Source organism: Tistlia consotensis USBA 355, assembly GCF_900177295.1.
Lineage (GTDB): Bacteria > Pseudomonadota > Alphaproteobacteria > Kiloniellales > DSM-21159 > Tistlia > Tistlia consotensis.
The window spans coordinates 468,925-489,543 of record NZ_FWZX01000001.1 but is presented as its reverse complement, the minus strand read 5'-3'; the positions used below and the strand labels follow the sequence as shown (position 1 = coordinate 489,543).

The following is a 20,619-nucleotide window of genomic DNA, read 5'->3' as shown; positions in this document are numbered from 1 at the left end:
TTCTTCGCTGTCAACGATAGCGCTGCGGCGGCCATTGTGCGCAGCATGAGTGCAGCATGGCGGGACTTGGCCGGCCTCGGGGGCGCGGCCTATAGTCGCCGCCGTGGATGACGACCTCGACGAGCTGGCGCAGCGCTACCTGGATCTCTGGCAGGACCAGGTCAGCGCGCTCGCCGCCGATCCCGGCTTCGGCGACGCGCTGCGTCGCCTGATGGAGGCCGGGATGGGCGGCGCCGGCGGCATGATGGCGGCCTGGACCGCCTGGCAGGGCGCGCTGGCCGCCGAGGCGCTGCGCGCGGCCGCCGGCGGCGCGGCCAGGGACGGGAAGGACGGGACGGGCGGGCGTGCGGGCGAAGGCGGGTCAGACGCGGCAGGAGCAGGCGAGGGTGCCGCCGAGGCAGGGGCCGAGGCAGGGGCCGCGGCCGCTGCCGCTGCATCTCAGCGTGGCGGCGGCGACCTGGATCGCCTCGCGCGCCGCCTGGCCGCTGTGGAGCGGCGGCTCGCCGCCCTCGAACGGCAGGTCGACGCAGGACGCGGCGGCGAGCCCGCCGGTGGGTCCGCTGCCGAGGGCCCTGGCGGAGCGCAGCGCCGAGCTGCGGCAAAGCCTCGGCGACGTCGATCCTGAGCGCTTCGGCGCCGCGCTCGACCGGGCGATCTCGGCGCGCGGCCGGAGCCTCGTCGAGGCGATCGAACGCTACCGCCGCCACCCCTATCGCCGCCGCCTGACGGATCCGCCGACGCTCTGGGCCGACGGCCCGGCGCGGCTGCTCGACTACGGCGCGGCCGGCGGATCGGCAGACCGCCGCGACGGGCCGCCGCTGCTGGTCGTGCCGTCCCTGATCAACCGCGCCTACGTGCTCGACCTGTCGGAGCGCCGCAGCCTGCTGCGCTGGCTGGCCGGTGCCGGCTTCCGGCCGCTGCTGCTCGACTGGGGCGCGCCCGACGCGGAGCGGCGCCAGTTCACCCTGACGGACTACGTCGCCGGCACGCTGGACGGCGCGCTCGACGCCGTGCTGGAGGTCAGCGGGCGCGCGCCGCTGCTGCTCGGCTACTGCATGGGCGGGCTGCTCGCCCTGGCCCTGGCCCAGCGCCGGCAGCGCGACCTCGCCGGCCTGGCGCTGCTGGCGACGCCCTGGGACTTCCATGCCGGCAGCACGCTGCACGGCCCGCTCGGCCGTGCCGCCGTGCTCGGCTGCGCGCCGGCGCTCGACCTGTTCGGCGAGCTGCCGGTCGACGCCATCCAGGCGCTCTTCGCCAGCCTCGATCCCGAACTCGGCGTGCGCAAGTTCCTGGCCTTCGCCCGGCTCGATCCGGACGGCCGGCGCGCCGAGGACTTCGTCGCCCTCGAGGACTGGCTGAACGACGGCGTGCCGCTGGCCGCCCCGGTCGCGCGCGAGTGCCTCGGCGGCTGGTACGGCGAGAACACGCCGGCGCGCGGCCTCTGGCGGATCGCCGGGCGGCCGGTCGAGCCCGCCGCCGTCGAGCTGCCGAGCCTGGTGCTGGTGCCGGCCCAGGACCGCATCGTGCCGCCGGCCTCGGCCCTGGCGCTCGGCGAGGCGATTCCCGGCGCCGAGATCCGCCGCCCGGCGACCGGCCACATCGGCATGGTGGTCAGCGGCGGCGCCCCCGAGGCGGTCTGGCGGCCGCTCGCCGACTGGCTCTCCGCGCAAGCCTGAGAGGCGCTGCGCCGGCCCGCCGCGGGCCGCCTCGCTTGCGCCAGATCAAGGCAGGGGGCTAAGCTGCCGGAGCCTTATTGCGGCGCAGCGAAAAGTCGTTGGCCTGCGCTGGCCGGAGGCCCACATCAAGACCCGACAGTCCGCCCTTCAGGCGGCAGAGGCAGATCCGAGCAGCGGGCCGGGGCGCCCGGGGAACCACGAGGAGGAACGACCAGACCATGACCGACATCGTCATCGCCGCCGCCGTGCGCACGCCGGTCGGCGCCTTCAACGGCGGCCTGTCCAGCGTGCCGGCGTCCTATCTCGGCACCGTCGCCATCGAGGAGGCCCTCAAGCGCGCCAGGATCGAGGGCAAGGAGGTCGACGAGGCCATCCTCGGCCAGATCCTGATCGCCGGTGCCGGCCAGAACCCGGCCCGCCAGGCGGCGATGGGCGCCGGCATCCCGAAGGAAGCGACGGCGATGCAGATCAACCAGCTGTGCGGCTCCGGCCTGCGCTCGGTTGCGCTCGGCTACCAGGCGATCAAGACCGGCGACGCCAGGATCATCGTCGCCGGCGGCCAGGAGTCGATGAGCCAGGCGCCGCACTGCGCGCACCTGCGCGACGGCCACAAGATGGGCGACGTCAAGTTCATCGACACGATGATCAAGGACGGCCTGTGGGATGCCTTCAACGGCTACCACATGGGCAACACCGCCGAGAACATCGCCAAGCAGTGGCAGATCACCCGCGACGAGCAGGACGCCTTCGCCGCCGCCTCGCAGCAGAAGGCCGAGGCCGCGCAGAAGGCCGGCCGCTTCAAGGACGAGATCGTGCCGGTGACGATCAAGGGCCGGCGCGGCGACACGGTGGTCGAGGCCGACGAGTATCCCAAGCACGGCACGACGGTCGAGACCCTGGCGAAGCTGCGGCCGGCCTTCGACAAGGAGGGCACGGTGACCGCCGGCAACGCCAGCGGCATCAACGACGGCGCCGCTGCGATCGTGCTGATGAGCGAGGCCGACGCCTCGGCGCGCGGCATCGCGCCGCTGGCGCGCATCGTCTCCTGGGCGACCGCCGGCGTCGATCCGGCGATCATGGGCTCCGGGCCGATCCCGGCGACCCGCAAGGCGCTGGAGAAGGCCGGCTGGACGGTCGACGACCTCGACCTGATCGAGGCGAACGAGGCCTTCGCTGCCCAGTCGCTCTGCGTCACGAAGGATCTCGGCTTCGACCCGGCCAAGGTCAACGTCAACGGCGGCGCCATCGCCATCGGCCATCCGATCGGCGCCTCGGGCGGCCGCATCCTGGTCACCCTGCTCCATGAGATGCAGAAGCGCGACGCCAGGAAGGGCCTCGCGACCCTGTGCATCGGCGGCGGCATGGGCATCGCCATGTGCGTCGAGCGCTGACCCGGCGCCACCGTGGGCATTGCAGGGGCCGGCCCGGCGGGGCCGGCCCCTTTTTCTTTTCGGCTTCCGGCGATTGACCTGTCGCAAGGCCCCTTGGTCGCTTCGACCATACATGTTTTCATAACTTTGGAGCGTGGCACGAGACCGCGCGCGACCGGCCAACCAGCAGGGAGGACAGCATGGCACGCGTTGCTCTGGTGACGGGAGGCACGCGCGGCATCGGCGCGGCGATCTCGACCGGCCTGAAGGCGGCCGGCTACAAGGTCGCGGCCAACTACGCGGGCAACGACGAGGCCGCCCACCGCTTCCGCGACGAGGCCGGCGTCCCGGTCTTCAAGTGGAACGTCTGCGACTTCGACTCCTGCAAGCGCGGCATCGCGGCCGTCGAGGCCGAGCTCGGCCCGGTCGAGGTGCTGGTCAACAACGCCGGCATCACCCGCGACACGACGCTGCACAAGATGACCGCCGAGCAGTGGAGCGCGGTCGTCTCGACCAACCTCGACTCGCTGTTCAACATGACCCGCAACGTCATCGAGGGCATGCGCGACCGCGGCTTCGGCCGGGTCATCGGCGTCACCTCGATCAACGGCCAGAAGGGCCAGTTCGGCCAGACCAACTACGCCGCCGCCAAGGCCGGCATGATCGGCTTCACCAAGGCGCTGGCGCTGGAGAACGCGGCCAAGGGCATCACGGTCAACGCCATCGCGCCGGGCTACATCGGCACCGAGATGGTGCGCGCCGTGCCCGAGGAGGTGCTGAAGAGCAAGGTGCTGCCGCAGATCCCGGTCGGCCGGCTCGGCGAGCCCGAGGAGATCGCGCGCTGCGTCGTCTTCCTGGCCAGCGACGATGCCGGCTTCATCACCGGCTCGACCCTGACGGTCAACGGCGGGCAGTACATGTGCTGAGGCCCGGAGCGCGAGAGGCGACATGAGCAAGCCCCTGCTGCCGCCGGTCGAGTATGAGGCGGCCGGCCCCGAGGTGCGCGCCGTCTACGACGAGATCATGACGGCGCGCGGCACCGACTGGATCAACGACTTCTGGAAGGTGCTGGCCAACGATCCGGTGACCCTGCGCCGGACCTGGGATTCGCTGCGCCAGGTCATGGCGCCGGGGGCGCTCGATCCTTTGATAAAGGAGATGCTTTATATAGCTGTCTCCATCACCAACGGCTGCACCTACTGCATCAACAGCCACACCGCCGCGGCGCGCGCCAAGGGCCTGACGGACGCGCAGCTCGCCGAGCTGACCGCGGTCGTCGGCATGGCCAACGAGACGAACGCCCTGGTGACGGCCTGGCAGGTCCCGCTCGACGCGCGCTTCGAGGGCGGCGGCAGGGGCTGAGCGGCCGCTATTCCTCCTCGCCCAGCGAGGGGCCGGGGAACCAGTCGGGCGGCGCCAGCTCGAAGCCGCCGAACTCGAAGGCCGGCGCCACGGTGCAGCCGACCAGGGTCCAGGCGCCCAGGCTCTCGGCGGTCTGCCAGGCACCCGGCGGCACGATCAGCTGCGGGCGCTGCTGGGACAGGACGTCGGGGCCGAGCCGATGCGCCACCGCGTCCTGGCCGTTCTCGCTGAGCGTCAGGGAGAGCGGCGCGCCGGCGTACCAGTGCCAGATCTCGACCGCGTCGACCCGGTGCCAGTGCGAGTACTCGCCGGCCGCCAGCAGATAGTAGATCGCGGTCATCAGGCCGCGGCCGCCGAAGGGGTCGCTATGGCGGTAGGTCTCGCGGAAGTGGCCGCCCTCGGGATGCGGCCGGAGACCGAGCTGGGCGATGACCTTGGCGGCGTCGAGCATCAGGTCCCCGGCGCCGTCGCGGTCATGGAAGGGCGTTTGGCGACCGTCTCGTACCAGGCCGCGAGCGCCGGGCGACCCTCGCGCCAGGCCAGCTCCGGCAGGCGGAAGTCCAGGTAGCCGAGCGCGCAGGCGACGGTGATCTCGCCGACGTCCTCGAGCGCGCCGAAGCCGGCGGCTTCCCGCTCCAGGCCGTCGAGGGCGGCGCGGATCTTGCCGGCCTGACGCTGGACGTTGCCGTCCCAGACCTTGTCGGCCGGCCGGCGCAGCGTCTCGATGACCGTGCCGACCGCAGCGTCCAGGACGCCGTCGCCGAGCGCCTCCAGGCGCAGGGCGCGCCAGCGCGCCGGCCCGGCCTCCGGGACGAAGCGCCGGCCGTCGTGCAGGCCATCGAGGTACTCGCAGATCAGCGGCGAATCGCAGAGCGTGCCGTCGGGCGTCGCCAGCGCCGGCACCTTGCCGAGCGGATTGTCGGTCTGGATGTCGGTGTCGGCGGACCAGACGTCGGTCGGCACCAGCTCGATCCGGGGCGCGAGCCCGGTCTCCTGCGCCAGCACCATGGCCTTGCGGACGTAGGGGGAGGTCGGCGCGTGGCGCAGCTTCAGGCTCACGGGATGTCGGTTCCTCGGTCGGGGGGTCAGAAGACGTCCTTGCGGTGCCGGACTTCGGCGAAGACCGCGACCGGATCCTTGCCGGCCAAACCGACGGCGGCCGCCAGGGCCGGCTCGTCGGCGCGCAGGAAGGGGTTGGTCCGGCGCTCGAGCTCCAGCAGCGAGGGCACGGTCGGCCGCCCGGCGGCGCGCGCCGCGTCGATCTCCTCGGCGCGGGCCTTGAGCGCCGCGTTGCCGCCGTCGACCGACAGCGCGAAGCGGGCGTTGGCCTGGGTGTACTCGTGGGCGCAGTAGACCCGGGTCTCGGGCGGCAGGGTGCGCAGCTTGGAGAGCGAGCGCCACATCTGCTCCGGCGTGCCCTCGAACAGCCGCCCGCAGCCCAGCGCGAAGAGCGTGTCGCCGCAGAACAGGGCGTTGGACTCCGGGAACCAGTAGGCGATGTGGCCCCGGGTGTGGCCGGGCACGAAGAAGACCTTCGCCTCGCACTCGCCGAGCCGGTAGACGTCGCCCTCGTCGACCGCCACCGAGATGCCGGGGATGCGATCGCGGTCGGCGCGCGGGCCGACCACCGTGCAGCCGGTCGACGCCACGATCTCGCGGTTGCCGCCGACGTGGTCGCCGTGGTGGTGGGTGTTGAGGATGTGGGTGATCGTCCAGCCCAGCCGCCCGGCCTCGGCGAGCACCGGGCCCGCGACCGCCGGGTCGACGACGGCCGTCATGCCGGTCGCCCGGCAGCGCGCCAGGTAGACGTAGTTGTCGTTGAGGACGGGGATCTGGTGGATGTCGAGCTCGGCCATGGCGGGAAGGTAGCACCCGCCCTCCGGCCGGTGAAGTCCGGCCATCGCGTGCTATATTGGGACGGCATGTGGAGCGACGCCGTCGAGCTGCGGGAGTTCTACGAGGGCCGCACCGGACAGGTCGCGCGCCACCTGATCCGGCGCGCGCTGCGCCAGCTCTGGCCCGACGTCAGCGGCGACACGCTGCTCGGCCTCGGCCATGCCACGCCCTACCTGCGCACCTTCCGCGAGGAGGCGGCGACGACCATCGCGCTGATGCCGGCCGGACAGGGCTGCGTGCACTGGCCGCCCGAGGGGCCCTTCGTCGTCGGCTTGGTCGACGAGACCGAGCTGCCGCTGCCCGACGTCTCGGTCGACCGGGTGCTGCTGGTCCACGGCCTGGAGCAGGGCGACTACCTGCACGACATGCTGAAGGAGGTCTGGCGGGTGCTGAAGGGCGAGGGCCGCCTGCTGGTCGTCGTGCCGAACCGGCGCAGCCTCTGGGCCCAGCTCGAGCGCACGCCCTTCGGCCACGGCCATCCCTACAGCCCCGGCCAGCTGACCCGGGTGCTGCGCGACCACCTGTTCACGCCGCTCAGGCGCCAGGGCGCGCTCTACATCCCGCCGACCCGCTCGCGCTGGCTGCTGCGCGCCGCACCGGCCTGGGAGCGGATCGGTGCCCAGTGGTTCCCGCACTTCGCCGGCGTCCACCTGGTCGAGGCCTCGAAGCAGCTCTACGGCGGGCTGCCGCTGCGCGCCGCCGAGCGGCGGCGCCGGCACACGGTCGTCGCCTTCCCGCAGCTGGTCGGCCCGGCGGCGGCGCGCCGCGACCTCGACGACGAGGGCGCGGCCTGACCACTCCGGCGCCTGACCACTCCGGCGCCTGATTACTCCGGCGCCTGATTACTCCGGCGGCGGCGGCGGCCGGTCGTCATCGTCGCGGTCGTGCTTGGCCCATTCCTTGTCGCGCCGCGCCTCGCCGGCGAAGAAGGCCTTGAAGTAGGCCTGCCGCTGATCGGCCGGCAGGCTGGTCGCGATCGCCATGATCTTCTGCTCCATCGTCTCGCGCACCTCGGCGCGCTTGGCGTAGAGCTGGTCGAGCACGGCCTGGGCCGCGGCCGGATCGAAGGTCTCGGCGGTCAGGATCTCGCGATAGCGCTGGCGCGCCGCACGCATCGCCCGGAAGTCCTGTCGGACCGTGTCGCGGCCGCTCTCCCAGATCTGCTCGATGCGCTTGCGCTCGGCCTCCGGCAGGACCTCGACGGCTTCCTTCTTCGAGGCCCAGTCGCCGTGCGGCGGCGGGCCGAAGAAGTGGCGCGACACCACGGCGCCGGCGACGAAGAGGTTGATCGCCACCGACACCGCCAGGGCCAGCGCCAGCAGCTTCTGCGAGCGGCTCATAGGCTGTCCTCCGCATAGACCGGCGTGGCCAGCAGCACCGCGATCTCCTGGCTCGAATCCTGGGTCACCGTCTGGGTCGTATCGCTCTGCGGCAGCAGCGGCCCGCTGGCCAGGCCGAGCAGCAGCGCCAGCGCCAGGCCGAAGGCCGGCTGCCAGGCCGGGCCGAACGGCCAGAGGTCGGTGAGCCAGCGCCTTCGGCCGCGCGGCGCCGCCTCGACCAGCCGGCCGATCAGCGCCCCCGAGGCGCGCGGCCGCTCGGCCTGCGCGAGCAGGCGGTCGAGCGCCGCCGCCCGGCTCCGCTCGGCGTCGAGATCCGGGTGCTGCGTCAGCAGCGACCGGGCCGCCGCTCGCTCGGCCTCCGGCCAGCGCCGCTCCTCGGCGCCGTAGCAGTCCAACAGTTCCCTGAGACGGGCTTCGGTCATCGTCATGGTCTTGCTCATGGGGCTCCTCCAGCCGCGGCGCGGCCGCCACCGGAAACCTCGCCGGTCTCGGTCAGACGCTCGCGCAGGCGCCGGCGGGCCCGGGCGAGCAGGGATTCCAGGGCTTCGACGCTGACCCCGAGGATCGCGGCGGCGTCGATGTTGCTGAGGCCCTCTTCGTGGACCAGGCTGATCGCGCTGCGCTGGCGCTCCGGCAGCGCGGCGATCTCCTCGGCCACCCGGCGCGCGGTGCGCGCCTCGTCGATCAGTCGCTCGGCGCTCGGCGCCGGGTCGGGCAGCTCGGGCAGCGGCGCGTCGATCTCGCGCCCGGCCTTGCGCAGGCGGTCCAGGCAGAGGTTGCGCGCCACGGTGTAGAGCCAGGTGTCGAGCCGCGCGTCGGGACGCCAGGCGGCGGCGCGCGACCACAGCCTGAGGAAGGTGTCCTGGGCGACGTCCTCGGCCGCCGAGCGCTCGCCGAGCAGGCGGTAGGCGAGGCCGATGACGCGGTCCAGATGGCGTTCCAGCAGGTCGCGGCAGGCACGCGCGTCGCCTGCCGCAACCGCCCGGACCAGGGCGGCATCCGCTTCCGCGCCGCTTGGCGGCGCAGTCTCGGCTAGTCCGATGGCCATGCCGTCTCCGGTCCGGTGGTTGCGAGGCGCCGGCCCTACTCCTTGCGGTCGCCGTGCCGATGCTCGCGGAAGTCCGCCATCGCCTGCTGGGCCTCCGCCTGGGTTACGACGCCGTCACCGTTGCTGTCGAGCCTGGCGAACAGCTTCATGCCGCGCGCGCCCAGCTCGTCCGGCTCCAGCACGCCGTCGTGGTTGGCGTCCATCCGGGCGAAGTGGATGGCCGCCCGGTCGCGGCCGCGCTCGTCGTTCATGCGGGTCTGCATGCGCGCCAGCTTGGCCTTGACGAACTCCTGCTCGGAGATCTCGCCGTTGCCGTCGGCGTCGAGCCGCTTGAACTCGTCGGTCGCGCGCTGCTCGGCCATGCGGGCGTGGAAGTCGGCCAGCTCCTGCGGCGTCACCTTGCCGTCGCCGTTGGTATCGGCCTCGGCGAAGCGCGCCGCGCGGAAGGCCTCGGCCTCGGCCTTGTCGATCTGGCCGTCGCCGTTGGCGTCGATCTGCTTGAACAGCTCCATGATGCGCGGGCCGTGGCGGCCGCCGGGGCCGTCCATCGCGCCGGGCATCGGTCCGGGCATGGCGTTCTGGGCGAGCGCCGCAACGGCCAGACCGCCGACCAGGGCCGTCGCGCCGAGCAGGCTGAAGGTAAGCTTCTTCATCAAAGGATTCTCCGACTGGGGTCCTTGAGGGGGAGTGGTTTCGGTCGACCTTGCCCCTCTAACGCCCCAGCGCGGCGTTCCCGTCGCGGCTCGTGATCGGATGGTCCGGCGCCGGCCGGCGCCGCGCAGAGGCTAGCGGTCGGCCCGGCGCAGCAGGAACAGCCCGTCCTGGCCGAGCAGGTTGGCCCGGCGCATCGAGCCGATCGGCTCGGCGCGGTTGTCGGCGCCGATGGTCAACGCCCGCTCGATGGCGATGCCGCCGGCCTCGCAGAGCTCCAGGAAGTCACGGATCGTGCAGAGATGGATGTTCGGCGTCTCCCACCAGGGGTCCGGCAGGGAGCGTGTCACCGGCATGCGCCCGCGGGTCAGCAGCGCCCAGCGGATCCGCCAGTAGCCGAAGTTGGGGAAGGAGACGACGGCGCGCGTGCCGATCCTGACCAGGTGCTCCAGCACCTCGCGCGGGTTCTGGGTGGCCTGCAGGGTGCGCGACAGCACGACGTAGTCGAAGGTGCCGTCGGGATAGTCGGCGAGGTCGAGGTCGGCGTCGCCCTGGATCACCGACAGGCCGTGGGACACGCAGGCGTTGACGCCTTCCTGACTGAGCTCAAGGCCGCGGCCGGTGACCTGCCGGAAGTGGATCAGGTAGTCGAGCAGCACGCCGTCGCCGCAGCCGACGTCGAGCACCCGGCTGCCCGGCTCGATCATGTCGGCGATCAGCAGCAGGTCGGCGCGGATGTCGGCGCGCTTGCCGGCGTTCTTGGCGCGCAGGGCCGGGGAGTCGAGCGGGCTCACGTGACGCGGTCCCGGGTCGGGTCGTGGGACTGGTCGAGCGGCCGCAGCTGGCCCTGCGGCAGGCCGAGCCCCTCGCAGCAGCCGTTGAGGAAGCCGTTCAGCGTCTCGTGGAACTCCGGCTCGATCAGCAGGAAGGCGTCGTGGCCCTTGTCGCTGTCGCACTCGACGAAGGAGACGTCGGCGGCGACCGAGTTGAGGGCATGGACGATGCGCTTGGCCTCGCTGGTCGGGAACAGCCAGTCGCTGGTGAAGGACATCACGCAGAAGCGCACCGGCGACCGGCGGAAGGCGTCGGCCAGCACGCCGCCGTGCTCGGCGGCCAGGTCGAAGTAGTCCATCGCCCGGGTGATGTAGAGGTAGGAGTTGGCGTCGAAGCGGTCGACGAAGCTGGAGCCCTGGTGGCGCAGGTAGCTCTCGACCTGGAAGTCGGCGTCGAAGCCGAAGGAGGGCTTCTGCCGGTCCTGCAGGCGGCGGCCGAACTTGCGGTGCAGCGCCTGCTCCGAGAGGTAGGTGACATGGGCGGTCATGCGCGCCACCGCCATGCCGCGGCGCGGCGTCTTGCCGGACAGCTGGTACCAGCCCTCGTCCCAGTCGGGATCGGCCATGATCGCCTGGCGGCCGACCTCGTGGAAGGCGATGTTCTGGGCGGTGTGGTAGGCGGCCGTGGCGATCGGCACCGCGGCCAGCACCCGCTCCGGGTAGCGGGCGGCCCACTCGAGCACCTGCATGCCGCCCATCGAGCCGCCGACCACGGCGAACAGCCGCGCGATGCCCAGATGGTCGACCAGCAGCTTCTGGGCCCGCACCATGTCGCCGATCGTGACGACCGGGAAGGTCGGGCCCCAGGGCTTGCCGGTCGCCGGATCGAGGTCCTGCGGACCGGTGGTGCCCATGCAGCCGCCCAGCACGTTGGCGCAGATCACGAAGAAGCGCTCGGTGTCGAGCGGCCGTCCCGGGCCGACCATGACCTCCCACCAGCCGGGCCGCCCGGTCACCGGGTGCGGCTCGGCCATGTACTGGTCGCCGGTCAGCGCGTGGCAGACCAGCACGGCGTTCGACTTCTCGGCGTTGAGCGTGCCGTAGGTCCGGTAGGCGACGGTGAAGGGCCCGAGCTGGGCGCCGCTGTCCAGCGGCATCGGGCTGCCGGCGGCCAGCACGACCTGCTCGCCCGGCAGGTGCCGCTCGCCCGCCGGCGCGCCGTTGCGCGCAGCCGAGTCCGCTCCGCCGGCGGCGGCCGGCCGGTCCGCGGTCCCGGGGCGGGTGTCCTGGCTGGTCATGGGGCTCCGGCGAGGTCCTGCGAAAAGGGGGCGCCAAGTAAGCGCGGCGCCGCTTCGGCCTGTCAATGATCCAGCAGAGATAGGCGCTCTGTCACGCTCCCGCCACGATCCCTTTGATTTCGACCGGCTGCCGGACTATCACTAGCGGCCGCCCGGCCCCTGGTCGGGCACTGTCGTCCACCCGTCCCGCAGGACCCCGAGCAATCACCGATCCCATGGCACAGGCACCGGCGACGCTCGACGCCCTGCGTCGCGAAATCGACGAGATCGACGACGCCCTCCAGGAGCTGCTGATCCGCCGCAACGAGGTCTCGCGCCGCGTCGGCATGACCAAGGGGCCCGGCAGCCCCGCGGTCCGGCCGGCCCGCGAGGCGGTCATCCTGCGCCGCCTGGTCGCCAGGCATCGCGGCTCGCTGCCGCGCGCCGTCCTGGTGCGTCTCTGGCGCGAGATCTTCTCGGCTTCCCTGGCACAGCAGATTCCCCTGAAGGTTGCGGTCGCCGGCGGCAACCGCCTGGCGCCGCTGGCGCGCGAGCAGTACGGCGTGCTGACGCCGATCCTCGAGCTCGGCTCGCCGGTGCGCGCGGTCAATGCGGTCGCCGAGGGCGAGGCCGCGATCGCCGTGGTGCCGCTGCCGGGCGACGGCGAGAGCGACCCCTGGTGGCGCTTCCTCGGCCGCGACGGCCAGACCGTGCCGCGCATCGTCGCCCGCCTGCCCTTCGCGGTCGCGGCGACGCCCAGCGCCTCCGACGGCACCGCCGCCCTGGCGGTCGCCCTGTCGCCGCTCGAGGCCAGCGGCGACGACCGCAGCTACGTCATCCTGGAGACCGCCGAGCAGATCAGCCGCAGCGCCCTGCGCGACTGGCTGGCCAAGGCGGACCTCACCCTGCGCGAGACCTCGGCCTGGCGCGACGACGACAGCCGCTGGCTCTACCTGATCGAGCTGGAAGGCTTCGTCGACCCCAAGGACGAGCGGCTCGGACGCCTCGCCGGCACCAGCGAGAGCCGAATCCTGCGGGCGACGGCGGTCGGCGCCTACGCCGTGCCCTTCGAGGACGAGGACCTGGCCGACTGGCAGAGCGCGAGCAAGCTGGAGGCGCGCTGACATGACCCTGATTCCCCGCCCGGGCATCCTCGACATCGCGCCCTACGTCGGCGGCGAGTCCAAGGTCGAGGGCCGCGAGAAGCCGATCCGCCTGGCGTCCAACGAGAACCCGCTCGGCGCCAGCCCGAAGGCCGTCGAGGCCTACAAGGCCCTGGCCGCCGAGCTGAACCGCTACCCCGACGGCGGCGCGCTGGCCCTGCGCCAGGCGATCGCCAAGCGCTACGACCTGGCGCTCGACCGCCTGGTCTGCGGCGCCGGCTCCGACGAGCTGATCTCGCTGCTGGTGCGCGCCTATGCCGGCCCCGGCGACGAGGTGCTCTACAGCCGCCACGGCTTCCTGATGTACGGCATCTCGGCGCGCACCGTCGGCGCGACGCCGGTCACGGCGCCGGAGCGGAACCTGACCGCCGACCTCGAGGCCCTGCTCGCCGCGGTCACCGAGCGCACGCGCCTGGTCTTCCTGGCCAACCCGAACAACCCGACCGGCAGCTACCTCGGCTACGAGGCGGTGCGCAGCTTCGCCGAGCGCCTGCCCGCCGACGTGCTGCTGGTCATCGACGCGGCCTATGCCGAGTACGTCGAGGCCTCGGACTACGACGACGGCCTGTCGCTGGTCGAGCGCCTGTCCAACGTCGTGGTGCTGCGCACCTTCTCGAAGATCCACGGCCTGGCGGCGCTGCGCCTCGGCTGGGCCTACGGGCCGGTCGAGGTGATCGACGTGCTGAACCGCGTGCGCGGCCCCTTCAACGTCTCGGCCGCCGCCCTGGCCGCCGGCGTCGCGGCGATCAACGACCCCACCCACGTCGAGCGCAGCCGGGCCCACAACGCGCGCATCCATGCCTGGTTCGTGCGCCAGCTGCAGCGGCTCAACCTGCGTGCCGAGCCGAGCGTCGGCAACTTCGTGCTGGTCCGCTTCGGCGACGCCCCGGGGGCCGCCGCCTTCCTGAAGAGCCAGGGCGTGCTGGTCCGCGCGGTCGGCGCCTACGGCCTGCCCGACCACCTGCGCATCACCCTCGGCACCGACGAGGAGATGCAGGCCGTCGTCGACGCGCTGGAACGCTACCGGCAATGACGGCCGCGTCCGGCACCGGCGCGACCGAGCTGTTCGGCAAGGTCGCGCTGCTCGGCGTCGGCCTGATCGGCTCGTCGCTGGCCCTGGCCTGCCGGCGCCACGGCCTGGCCGGCAGGCTCGCGGGCTACGCGCGCAGCGCCGAGTCGCGCGAGGTCATCGAGCGTCTCCGCCTCACCGACAGCGTCCACGCCGAGCCGGCCGAGGCGGTGGCGGATGCCGACCTGGTCGTGCTCTGCGTGCCGGTCGGCGCCAACGCGGCGGTCGCCGAGGCGATGCTGCCGGGGCTCAAGCCCGGCGCCATCGTCACCGACGTCGGCTCGGTCAAGCAGGCGGTGATCCGCGACGTCGGGCCGCTGCTGCCCGAGGGCGTGCACTTCGTGCCCGGCCACCCGATCGCCGGCACCGAGCATTCGGGTCCGGCTGCCGGCTTCGCCGACCTGTTCGAGGAGCGCTACTGCGTGCTGACCCCGCCGCCCGGGGCGGACGAGGCGGCGGTCGGCCGGGTCGCCGAGCTGTGGCGGCGCTGCGGGTCGCGGGTCGAGACCATGGAGCCGGCGCACCACGACAAGGTGCTGGCGATGACCAGCCACCTGCCGCACCTGATCTCCTATACCATCGTCGGCACCGCCTACGACCTGGCCGAGAGCGAGCGCGGCGAGGTCATCAAGTTCGCCGCCGGCGGCTTCCGCGACTTCACCCGCATCGCCGGCTCCGACCCCGTCATGTGGCGCGACATCTTCCTCAACAACCGCGAGGCGGTGCTGGAGATCCTGCAGCGCTTCGGCGAGGACCTGTCGCGCCTGCAGCGCGCCATCCGCTGGGGCGAGGCCGAGGTCCTGGAGGACCGCTTCCGGCGGACCCGCGAGATCCGCCGCGGCGTCATCCAGCTCGGCCAGGCCGGCACCTTCGACGCCCGCGAGCCGCACAAGGACGACGAAGCGGGCTGAGGCCGGCTCCGGCGGGGTGCGACACTCTTGCCCGGCGTCCGGCCCGACTTTCCGTGCCTCTGCGATTGAGAATTGATTGCATGCATGCGATCTTCCTGCCGCGCGCGGGGGACGGCCGTCGCGGCCGGCTTCCTTGATCCGGATCAGGGGCGGCTTCCGCGCGATCGGGTTGAATGACAGCCGGCCGATCCTGCCGGCCGTACGGAGCGAGGGGCAGCTGCCTTGCGTCTGAGCGACCTGTCGAAAGGGGACCGGGGCGTCATCACGGGCATCGGCCCGTCGGACGCGGCCTCGGCGCGCCTGGGGCACGCGATTCCGCACGACGAGCTCGAGCGGCGCCTGCTCGAGATGGGCTTCGTCGAGGGCGCCCGCTTCCAGGTCCTGCACGAGGGACTGGTCGGCCGCGACCCGATCGCGATCAAGCTCGACGACATGCGCCTCGCCCTGCGCCGGCGCGAGGCGAGCGCCGTCCAGGTCGCGCTGGACGAGCGCGGGGCTGCCGCACGCTGACCATGGCCAGCCTCGTCCAAGAGCCCTGCTGCACGGCGCCGCGCGTCGCGCTGGTCGGCAATCCGAACTGCGGCAAGACGGCCCTGTTCAACGCGCTGACCGGCGCCCGGCAGAAGGTCGCCAACTTCCCCGGCGTCACGGTCGAGCGCAAGGCCGGCCTGGCGCTGACGCCGGCCGGCCGGCGCGCGCAGATCGTCGACCTGCCCGGCACCTATTCCCTGCGCGCCCGCAGCCCGGACGAGGCGGTGACGCGCGACGTGGTGCTCGGGCGCCTGGCCGGCGAGGCCCAGCCGGACATCCTGGTCTGCGTCGCCGACGCGACCAACCTGCGCCTGGTCCTGCGCCTGGTCATGGAGCTCAGGCAGCTCGGCCAGCCGATGGTCCTGGTGCTCAACATGTTCGACATCGCCGAGCGCCAGGGCATCCGCATCGACCGCGAGGGCCTGTCGCAGGCGCTCGGCGTGCCGATCGTGACCGCCGTCGCGGTGCGCCGGCGCGGGCTGGAGGCGGTGCTGCAGGAGGTCGACGCGCTCGCCGAGCGGATCGGCCCGGACGCCGCCGCGCACGACTGGCGCGAGCCGACGGCGCAGGAGATCCGCGCCGCCCATCGCGAGGCCGAGCGCATCCTCAAGCTCACCGTCAAGCCGCCGCTCCGGCCGGACACCTGGACCGGCCGGCTCGACGGCGTCCTGCTGCACCCGGTCGCCGGCACGCTGATCCTGCTGGCCATCCTGTTCCTGATGTTCCAGGCGGTGTTCAGCTGGGCGACGCCGCTGATGGACCTGATCGACGCCGGCTTCCGCCTGCTCGGCCGGGGCTTCGCCGAGCTGCTGCCGCCCGGCCTGCTGCAGAGCTTCCTGGTCGACGGCGTGATCGCCGGCGTCGGCAGCGTGCTGGTCTTCCTGCCGCAGATCCTGATCCTGTTCTTCTTCATCATCCTGCTCGAAGACTTCGGCTACATGGCGCGCGCGGCCTTCCTGATGGACCGCCTGATGGGCGCGGCGGGGTTGCACGGGCGCGCCTTCATCCCGCTGCTGTCCAGCTTCGCCTGCGCGATTCCCGGCATCATGTCGGCGCGGGTCATCGACAACCGCCGCGACCGCTTCACGACGATCCTGGTCGCGCCCCTGACGACCTGCTCGGCGCGCATCCCGGTCTACACCCTGATCATCTCGGCCTTCATTCCCGAGCGTCTCGTCTGGGGCTTCGCCAACCTGCAGGGCCTGGTGATGTTCGGCCTCTACGCCGCCGGCATCCTGAGCGCGCTGGCCGTCGCCTTCGTGATCCGCCGGCTGCTGTGGCGCGGCGCCGCCGAGCCCTTCCTGATCGAGCTGCCGGCCTACAAGCTGCCCGACCCGGCCAACGTGGCGCGCGGCCTGACCCTGCGCGCCCGGATCTTCCTGCGCCGCGCCGGCACGATCATCTTCTCGATGATGGTGCTGATCTGGTTCCTCAGCTCCTTCCCGGCACCGCCGCCCGGCGCCCCGGGGCCGGCGATCGACTACAGCCTCGCCGGGCTGCTCGGCCATGCCATCCATCCGCTGCTGGCGCCGATCGGCTTCTCCTGGCAGATGGCGGTGGCGCTGATCCCCGGCATGGCGGCGCGCGAGGTCGCGGTCGGCGTGCTCGGCACGGTCTATTCGCTGGGCGGCGAGGTCGGCGGCGGCACCCTGGCCCATGCGCTGGCCGGCCAGTGGTCGCTCGCCTCGGCGCTCGCCTTCCTCGCCTGGTACGTCTTCGCGCCGCAGTGCGCCTCGACCCTGGCGGTGGTGCGGCGCGAGACCAACTCGCTGCTCTGGCCGACGATCCTGTTCGCCTACATGCTGGCGCTGGCCTACGGCGCCGCCTTCCTGGTCTTCCGCCTGGCCTCGCTCTGGCCGGGCTGAGGGGGCCGGGGCGCCGTCCGGCGGCCGCTCAGATCAGGAAGACCCCGAGCGCGACCGCGCCGAGCGCCATGCAGTACCAGGCGAAGGGATCCAGGGCGTCGAGGTCGCGCTCGCCGAAGTAGCGCATCAGGAAGGCGGTGCTGGCATAGGCGCAGACCGCCGCGACGGCCCCGGCCAGCCAGACCGTGGCGTCCAGCGCGGCGCTCGACTGGTGCAGCAGCTTCGGCACCTCCAGCACGCCGGCGGCGAAGATGATCGGCGTCGCGATCAGGAAGGAGAAGCGCGCCGAGGCCTTGTGGTGGAGGCCGGCCAGCAGGCCGCCCAGGATCGTCGCGCCCGAGCGCGAGATGCCGGGGATCAGCGCGGTGCACTGCCAGAGGCCGATGGCCAGCGCGCCCTTCCAGGTCAGGCTCGAGAGCTCGCCGTGGCTGGAGCGGCGGCGCAGGCGCTCGCCGCCGAACAGCACGGCACCGTTGACGACCAGGAAGGCTGCGGCGACGACCGGCGTCGCGAAGAGCTCGCGGAAGGTCTTCTCGAGGGCGAAGCCGACAACCACGGCCGGCAGCGTCGCGACGACCATCAGGCCGATCAGGCGCCGCCGCTCGGCCCGCTCCTCCGGCTCGCCGAAGCCGAGCAGCGCGCCGACCAGCGCCACCCAGTCGCGCCGGAAGAAGACCAGCAGCGCCGTCGCCGTGCCGAGGTGCAGCACGACCAGGAAGGGCAGGAAGCTGCCGCCCTGGCGGTCGAGCGACCAGCCGAGCAGGGCGGGCAGCACCACCGCGTGGCCCAGGCTGCTGACCGGGAACAGCTCGGTGATGCCCTGGAGCGCGGCGACCGCGAGGGCCTGGAGAAGTGTCATGGGCGGTCCCGTTCTGGCGCCGACCGGCGGCGGAAAGCGGCGCCAGCCTAGCCGAGAAAGCGGCGTCGGCAGGGCAGCGCCGCGGGCGGCCGGCTGCGGCATGCCGCCGCAGCGGCCGGCGACCGCCCCGCCGCCTCACCGCTGCACGACCAGCAGGCCGGCGCCGGCGATCATCAGCGTGCCGGCGACCGTGGGGCCATCCGGCGGCTCGTCGAAGAGGCCGTAGCTCCAGGCGGCGGCGAAGATCAGGTAGCTGTAGTCGAAGGTCGCGACGATCACCGGCGGCGCGGCCTGGTAGGCCGCCGCGAGGCCGATGCCGATCCCGACGATCAGCAGGGCCAGCAGGCCGATCAGCCCCCAGTCGGCCGCTCCCATGACGGCCCAGGAGCCGAAGAGGAAGGGCGAGATCGCGGCCTCCGCCGGGGTCGGCCGCCAGAGCGCCAGCGCCAGGCCGGCGAGCAGGCCGGCGGCGAGCAGCGCGAGATTGAGGGCGAGGGCCAGGACGACCGGGGCCGCGTCGCGGCAGCGGCCGCGCGTTGCCACGGCGGCGCAGGCGTAGAACAGGCCGGCGAGCACCGGCAGCAGGGTCGGCCAGGCGAAGGCGTCGCCGCCGGGCCGCAGCACGACCAGCACGCCCGTGAAGCCCAGCGCGACCGCCAGCCAGCCGCGTCGCCCGACCGGCTCGCCGAGCAGCACCGCCGAGAGCAGCGTGATGAACAGCGGGCCCGTGTAGAACCCGGCGGCGACGGTCGAGAGGCTGAGCACCGGCACCGCCGCGTAGAGGCAGAGGTACATCAGGACCAGCAGGCCGGCGCGCAGCAGCGGCCAGCCGCCGAGCGCCCGGGCCAGGGAGCTGCGCGGCGCCGGGCGGCGCAGGGCCGCGACGGCGATCAGCGCCGGCAGGGCGAGCAGGCCGCGCAGCAGCCAGAGCTGCCAGAGCGGCAGGTCGGCGCTGGCGTACTTGATGACCGCATCCTGCAGCGACATCAGGAAGACCGAGCCGACGATCAGGGCGGCGCCGCGCGCGACCCGGTCGGGCCGCCGGTCGATCGTCGTCCTGCTCATCGCCGCTCCGCCTCCCTGACTGCGGATCCGACGGTAGAGCGTGACGCTCTCTTCGAAGAGTCGTTGGTTTTTGATCAGATTGCTGCATTATTTTGAATAATGAGACGTCTTCCGATCAGCGGTCTCGAGGTCTTCCTGGCGATCGCGCGCGAGGGCTCGCTGCGCGGCGCGGCGACCGCCCTGGGGCTCGGTGCGCCGGCGGTCAGCCACCAGCTGAAGAGGTTCGAGCAGGAGCTCGGCGTCGACCTCTTTGCCCGGACCACCCGCTCGGTCGAGCTGACCGAGGCCGGCCGGGTGCTTCTCAAGGGCGCCGATCCGGCCTTCGGCGAGCTCGCCGACGCCGTCGAGGCGGCGCGCGGCGCCGGCCGCAGCCGGACCGGCACGCTGCGCCTGACCCTGCCCTGGAGCGCCTACCGGGTCGCCATCGAGCCGATGCTCGGCGCGTTCCGCGCGGCCCATCCCGACGTCCGCCTGGAGCTGTCGTTCGACGAGGCCCTGGTCGACGTGGTGCGCGAGGGCTTTCACGCCGGGATCCGCCTCGGCGACCGGCTGACCCCGGGCATGGTGGCGGTGCGCATCACGGCGCCGATGAAGGCGGCCTACTCGGCGGCACCCGCCTACCTGGAGCGCGCCGGCCGGCCGCGCCATCCGCGCGACCTGCTGGGCCACAGCTGCATCCGCTACCGCTTCATCAGCACGCGGCGCATCGCCGACTGGCAGTTCCGGGAGGACGGCCGGCTGTTCAGCGTGGACCCGCCCGCCGGCCTGGTCTTCGACTCCTTCCAGTCGGTCGTCCAGGCGGCCGGCGGCGGCCACGGCATCGGCTGGTCGTTGCGCGCCGTGGTCGAGAGCGAGCTCGCGGCCGGAAGGCTGGAGAGCGTGCTCGACGCCTTCACCATCGGGCACCCGCCCTTCTTCCTCTACTACCCCGAGCAGAACCGCCGGCTGGAGCTGCTGCGCCTCTTCGTCGCCTTCCTGGCCGGCGGGGGCCGGCGCTAGCCGCCGCCCCGATGCGGCTCACCGGCCTCTTTGCTGCAGAGCAGCATCGGCGCTACCATGTCGGACAGCATGCACGGCAGCCCTCCCCCGGTCCGCTCGCTCGACTACGACGCCCTGCGCGCCTACGGCGCGACCCGGCCGCGCCCGGAGTTGCCCGAGGGCGAGAACTTCTGGGTCTTCGGCTACGGCAGCCTGATGTGGAACCCGGGCTTCCCGCACCTCGCGGTGCGCCAGGCGCTGCTCTACGGCTACCACCGGCGCTTCTGCGTCTACTCGCACCGCTACCGGGGCACGCCGGAGCGGCCGGGGCTGGTGCTCGGGCTCGACCGGGGCGGCGCCTGCCACGGCATGGCCTTCCTGGCTCCGGCGGCGGAGTCCGCGGCGGTCATGGACTATCTCTGGGACCGCGAGATGACGACCGGCGTCTATCGGCCGCGCTGGCTGGCCCTGCGCACGCCCGAGGGCCCGATCGCCGCGCTCGGCTTCGTCGTCGATCCGCGCCATCCGCAGTACACCGGCCGGATGCCCGACGACTGGGTCGCCCGGCTGATCGTCCAGGGGCGCGGCCATCGCGGCCCCTGCAGCGAGTACCTGACCGAGACCGACCGGCACCTGCGGGCGCTCGGCATCGTCGACCGCTCGCTGGCCCGGCTGATCCATCTGGTCGACGCGAACTGCGCCGAGGGCGCGCCGCCGGCCTGAACGCCGGCCTGGGCGCCGGCCTGGGGCGCCGGGCCGCGGCTTGGGCTTGCACGGCGCCTGCG

The 20,619-nt window shown here is 72.9% G+C and carries 24 protein-coding genes; 13 read left to right on the top strand and 11 right to left on the bottom strand.

Annotated elements, in window-relative coordinates:
- Positions 1-103: 103 nt before the first annotated feature.
- From B9O00_RS33625 to B9O00_RS02245, 5 genes are all read left to right on the top strand, one after another.
- Positions 104-625 (top strand): hypothetical protein, encoded by a 522-nt coding sequence (locus B9O00_RS33625; RefSeq protein WP_218822767.1) that lies wholly within the window; start codon positions 104-106, stop codon positions 623-625.
- Positions 552-1,676, top strand: a complete 1,125-nt coding sequence (locus B9O00_RS02260; protein ID WP_218822766.1) for an alpha/beta fold hydrolase — start codon at positions 552-554, stop codon at positions 1,674-1,676. Before B9O00_RS33625 ends, B9O00_RS02260 begins: the two co-directional genes overlap by 74 nt.
- Before the next feature lie 218 nt (positions 1,677-1,894).
- On the top strand, positions 1,895-3,067 hold the full coding sequence (locus tag B9O00_RS02255) for an acetyl-CoA C-acetyltransferase (RefSeq protein ID WP_085120790.1): 1,173 nt from the start codon (positions 1,895-1,897) through the stop codon (positions 3,065-3,067).
- Positions 3,068-3,246: 179 nt separating this feature from the next.
- Positions 3,247-3,972, top strand: coding sequence for an acetoacetyl-CoA reductase (phbB, locus tag B9O00_RS02250; protein ID WP_085120789.1), 726 nt, complete (start codon positions 3,247-3,249; stop codon positions 3,970-3,972).
- 22 nt (positions 3,973-3,994) lie between these two features.
- Positions 3,995-4,408, top strand: a complete 414-nt coding sequence (locus B9O00_RS02245) for a carboxymuconolactone decarboxylase family protein (protein WP_085120788.1) — start codon at positions 3,995-3,997, stop codon at positions 4,406-4,408.
- A gap of 7 nt (positions 4,409-4,415) precedes the next feature.
- Here the strand turns inward: B9O00_RS02245 and B9O00_RS02240 are convergent, their stop codons facing one another.
- The 3 genes from B9O00_RS02240 to gloB are packed head-to-tail and all read right to left on the bottom strand — an operon-like array spanning position 4,416 to position 6,264.
- Complete coding sequence (locus B9O00_RS02240) at positions 4,416-4,859, bottom strand: cupin domain-containing protein (protein WP_085120787.1); 444 nt, start codon at positions 4,857-4,859, stop codon at positions 4,416-4,418.
- Complete coding sequence (locus B9O00_RS02235) at positions 4,859-5,467, bottom strand: glutathione S-transferase (protein WP_235017013.1); 609 nt, start codon at positions 5,465-5,467, stop codon at positions 4,859-4,861. Before B9O00_RS02235 ends, B9O00_RS02240 begins: the two co-directional genes overlap by 1 nt.
- A gap of 26 nt (positions 5,468-5,493) precedes the next feature.
- Complete coding sequence (gene gloB / locus B9O00_RS02230) at positions 5,494-6,264, bottom strand: hydroxyacylglutathione hydrolase (protein ID WP_085120786.1); 771 nt, start codon at positions 6,262-6,264, stop codon at positions 5,494-5,496.
- Positions 6,265-6,330: 66 nt separating this feature from the next.
- On the opposite strand from gloB, the gene B9O00_RS02225 reads away from it, so the two are divergent.
- Complete coding sequence (locus B9O00_RS02225) at positions 6,331-7,098, top strand: class I SAM-dependent methyltransferase (RefSeq protein ID WP_085120785.1); 768 nt, start codon at positions 6,331-6,333, stop codon at positions 7,096-7,098.
- Between the two features lie 48 nt (positions 7,099-7,146).
- Here the strand turns inward: B9O00_RS02225 and B9O00_RS02220 are convergent, their stop codons facing one another.
- From B9O00_RS02220 to metX, 6 genes are all read right to left on the bottom strand, one after another.
- Positions 7,147-7,644 (bottom strand): periplasmic heavy metal sensor, encoded by a 498-nt coding sequence (locus B9O00_RS02220; RefSeq protein ID WP_085120784.1) that lies wholly within the window; start codon positions 7,642-7,644, stop codon positions 7,147-7,149.
- Positions 7,641-8,084, bottom strand: a complete 444-nt coding sequence (locus B9O00_RS02215; protein ID WP_085120783.1) for a hypothetical protein — start codon at positions 8,082-8,084, stop codon at positions 7,641-7,643. Before B9O00_RS02215 ends, B9O00_RS02220 begins: the two co-directional genes overlap by 4 nt.
- On the bottom strand, positions 8,081-8,692 hold the full coding sequence (locus B9O00_RS02210) for an RNA polymerase sigma factor (RefSeq protein WP_085121070.1): 612 nt from the start codon (positions 8,690-8,692) through the stop codon (positions 8,081-8,083). The genes B9O00_RS02215 and B9O00_RS02210 overlap by 4 nt, the downstream gene beginning before the upstream one ends.
- A 35-nt stretch (positions 8,693-8,727) precedes the next feature.
- Positions 8,728-9,345: an EF-hand domain-containing protein gene (locus tag B9O00_RS02205; protein WP_085120782.1), complete on the bottom strand. Its 618-nt coding sequence runs from the start codon at positions 9,343-9,345 to the stop codon at positions 8,728-8,730.
- Positions 9,346-9,477: 132 nt separating this feature from the next.
- Entirely contained in the window at positions 9,478-10,137 is a 660-nt protein-coding gene (gene metW, locus B9O00_RS02200) for a methionine biosynthesis protein MetW (protein WP_085120781.1), read from the bottom strand.
- Complete coding sequence (gene metX / locus B9O00_RS02195; RefSeq protein ID WP_085120780.1) at positions 10,134-11,414, bottom strand: homoserine O-acetyltransferase MetX; 1,281 nt, start codon at positions 11,412-11,414, stop codon at positions 10,134-10,136. Before metX ends, metW begins: the two co-directional genes overlap by 4 nt.
- Positions 11,415-11,629: 215 nt before the next feature.
- On the opposite strand from metX, the gene B9O00_RS02190 reads away from it, so the two are divergent.
- The 5 genes from B9O00_RS02190 (at position 11,630) to feoB (ending at position 16,932) form a co-directional block, all read left to right on the top strand.
- Complete coding sequence (locus tag B9O00_RS02190; protein ID WP_085120779.1) at positions 11,630-12,517, top strand: chorismate mutase; 888 nt, start codon at positions 11,630-11,632, stop codon at positions 12,515-12,517.
- Position 12,518: 1 nt separating this feature from the next.
- Entirely contained in the window at positions 12,519-13,589 is a 1,071-nt protein-coding gene (hisC, locus tag B9O00_RS02185; protein ID WP_085120778.1) for a histidinol-phosphate transaminase, read from the top strand.
- Positions 13,586-14,536 (top strand): prephenate/arogenate dehydrogenase family protein, encoded by a 951-nt coding sequence (locus B9O00_RS02180; RefSeq protein ID WP_085120777.1) that lies wholly within the window; start codon positions 13,586-13,588, stop codon positions 14,534-14,536. Before hisC ends, B9O00_RS02180 begins: the two co-directional genes overlap by 4 nt.
- Positions 14,537-14,758: 222 nt before the next feature.
- The gene (locus B9O00_RS02175) at positions 14,759-15,046 is read left to right on the top strand and encodes a FeoA family protein (protein WP_089229529.1); all 288 of its coding nucleotides are present in this window, start codon (positions 14,759-14,761) and stop codon (positions 15,044-15,046) included.
- A 2-nt stretch (positions 15,047-15,048) separates the two neighbouring features.
- On the top strand, positions 15,049-16,932 hold the full coding sequence (feoB, locus tag B9O00_RS02170; RefSeq protein WP_085120776.1) for a ferrous iron transporter B: 1,884 nt from the start codon (positions 15,049-15,051) through the stop codon (positions 16,930-16,932).
- Between the two features lie 28 nt (positions 16,933-16,960).
- On the opposite strand, the gene B9O00_RS02165 is transcribed toward feoB, so the two are convergent.
- Together B9O00_RS02165 and B9O00_RS02160 are read right to left on the bottom strand one after the other, a co-directional pair.
- Complete coding sequence (locus B9O00_RS02165) at positions 16,961-17,791, bottom strand: undecaprenyl-diphosphate phosphatase (protein ID WP_085120775.1); 831 nt, start codon at positions 17,789-17,791, stop codon at positions 16,961-16,963.
- Between the two features lie 135 nt (positions 17,792-17,926).
- Positions 17,927-18,856: a DMT family transporter gene (locus B9O00_RS02160; protein WP_085120774.1), complete on the bottom strand. Its 930-nt coding sequence runs from the start codon at positions 18,854-18,856 to the stop codon at positions 17,927-17,929.
- Between the two features lie 99 nt (positions 18,857-18,955).
- Between B9O00_RS02160 and B9O00_RS02155 the strand changes: the two genes are divergently transcribed.
- Positions 18,956-19,855 (top strand): LysR family transcriptional regulator, encoded by a 900-nt coding sequence (locus tag B9O00_RS02155; protein WP_085120773.1) that lies wholly within the window; start codon positions 18,956-18,958, stop codon positions 19,853-19,855.
- 57 nt (positions 19,856-19,912) lie between these two features.
- The gene (locus B9O00_RS02150) at positions 19,913-20,557 is read left to right on the top strand and encodes a gamma-glutamylcyclotransferase (protein WP_235017011.1); all 645 of its coding nucleotides are present in this window, start codon (positions 19,913-19,915) and stop codon (positions 20,555-20,557) included.
- Positions 20,558-20,619: the final 62 nt, after the last annotated feature.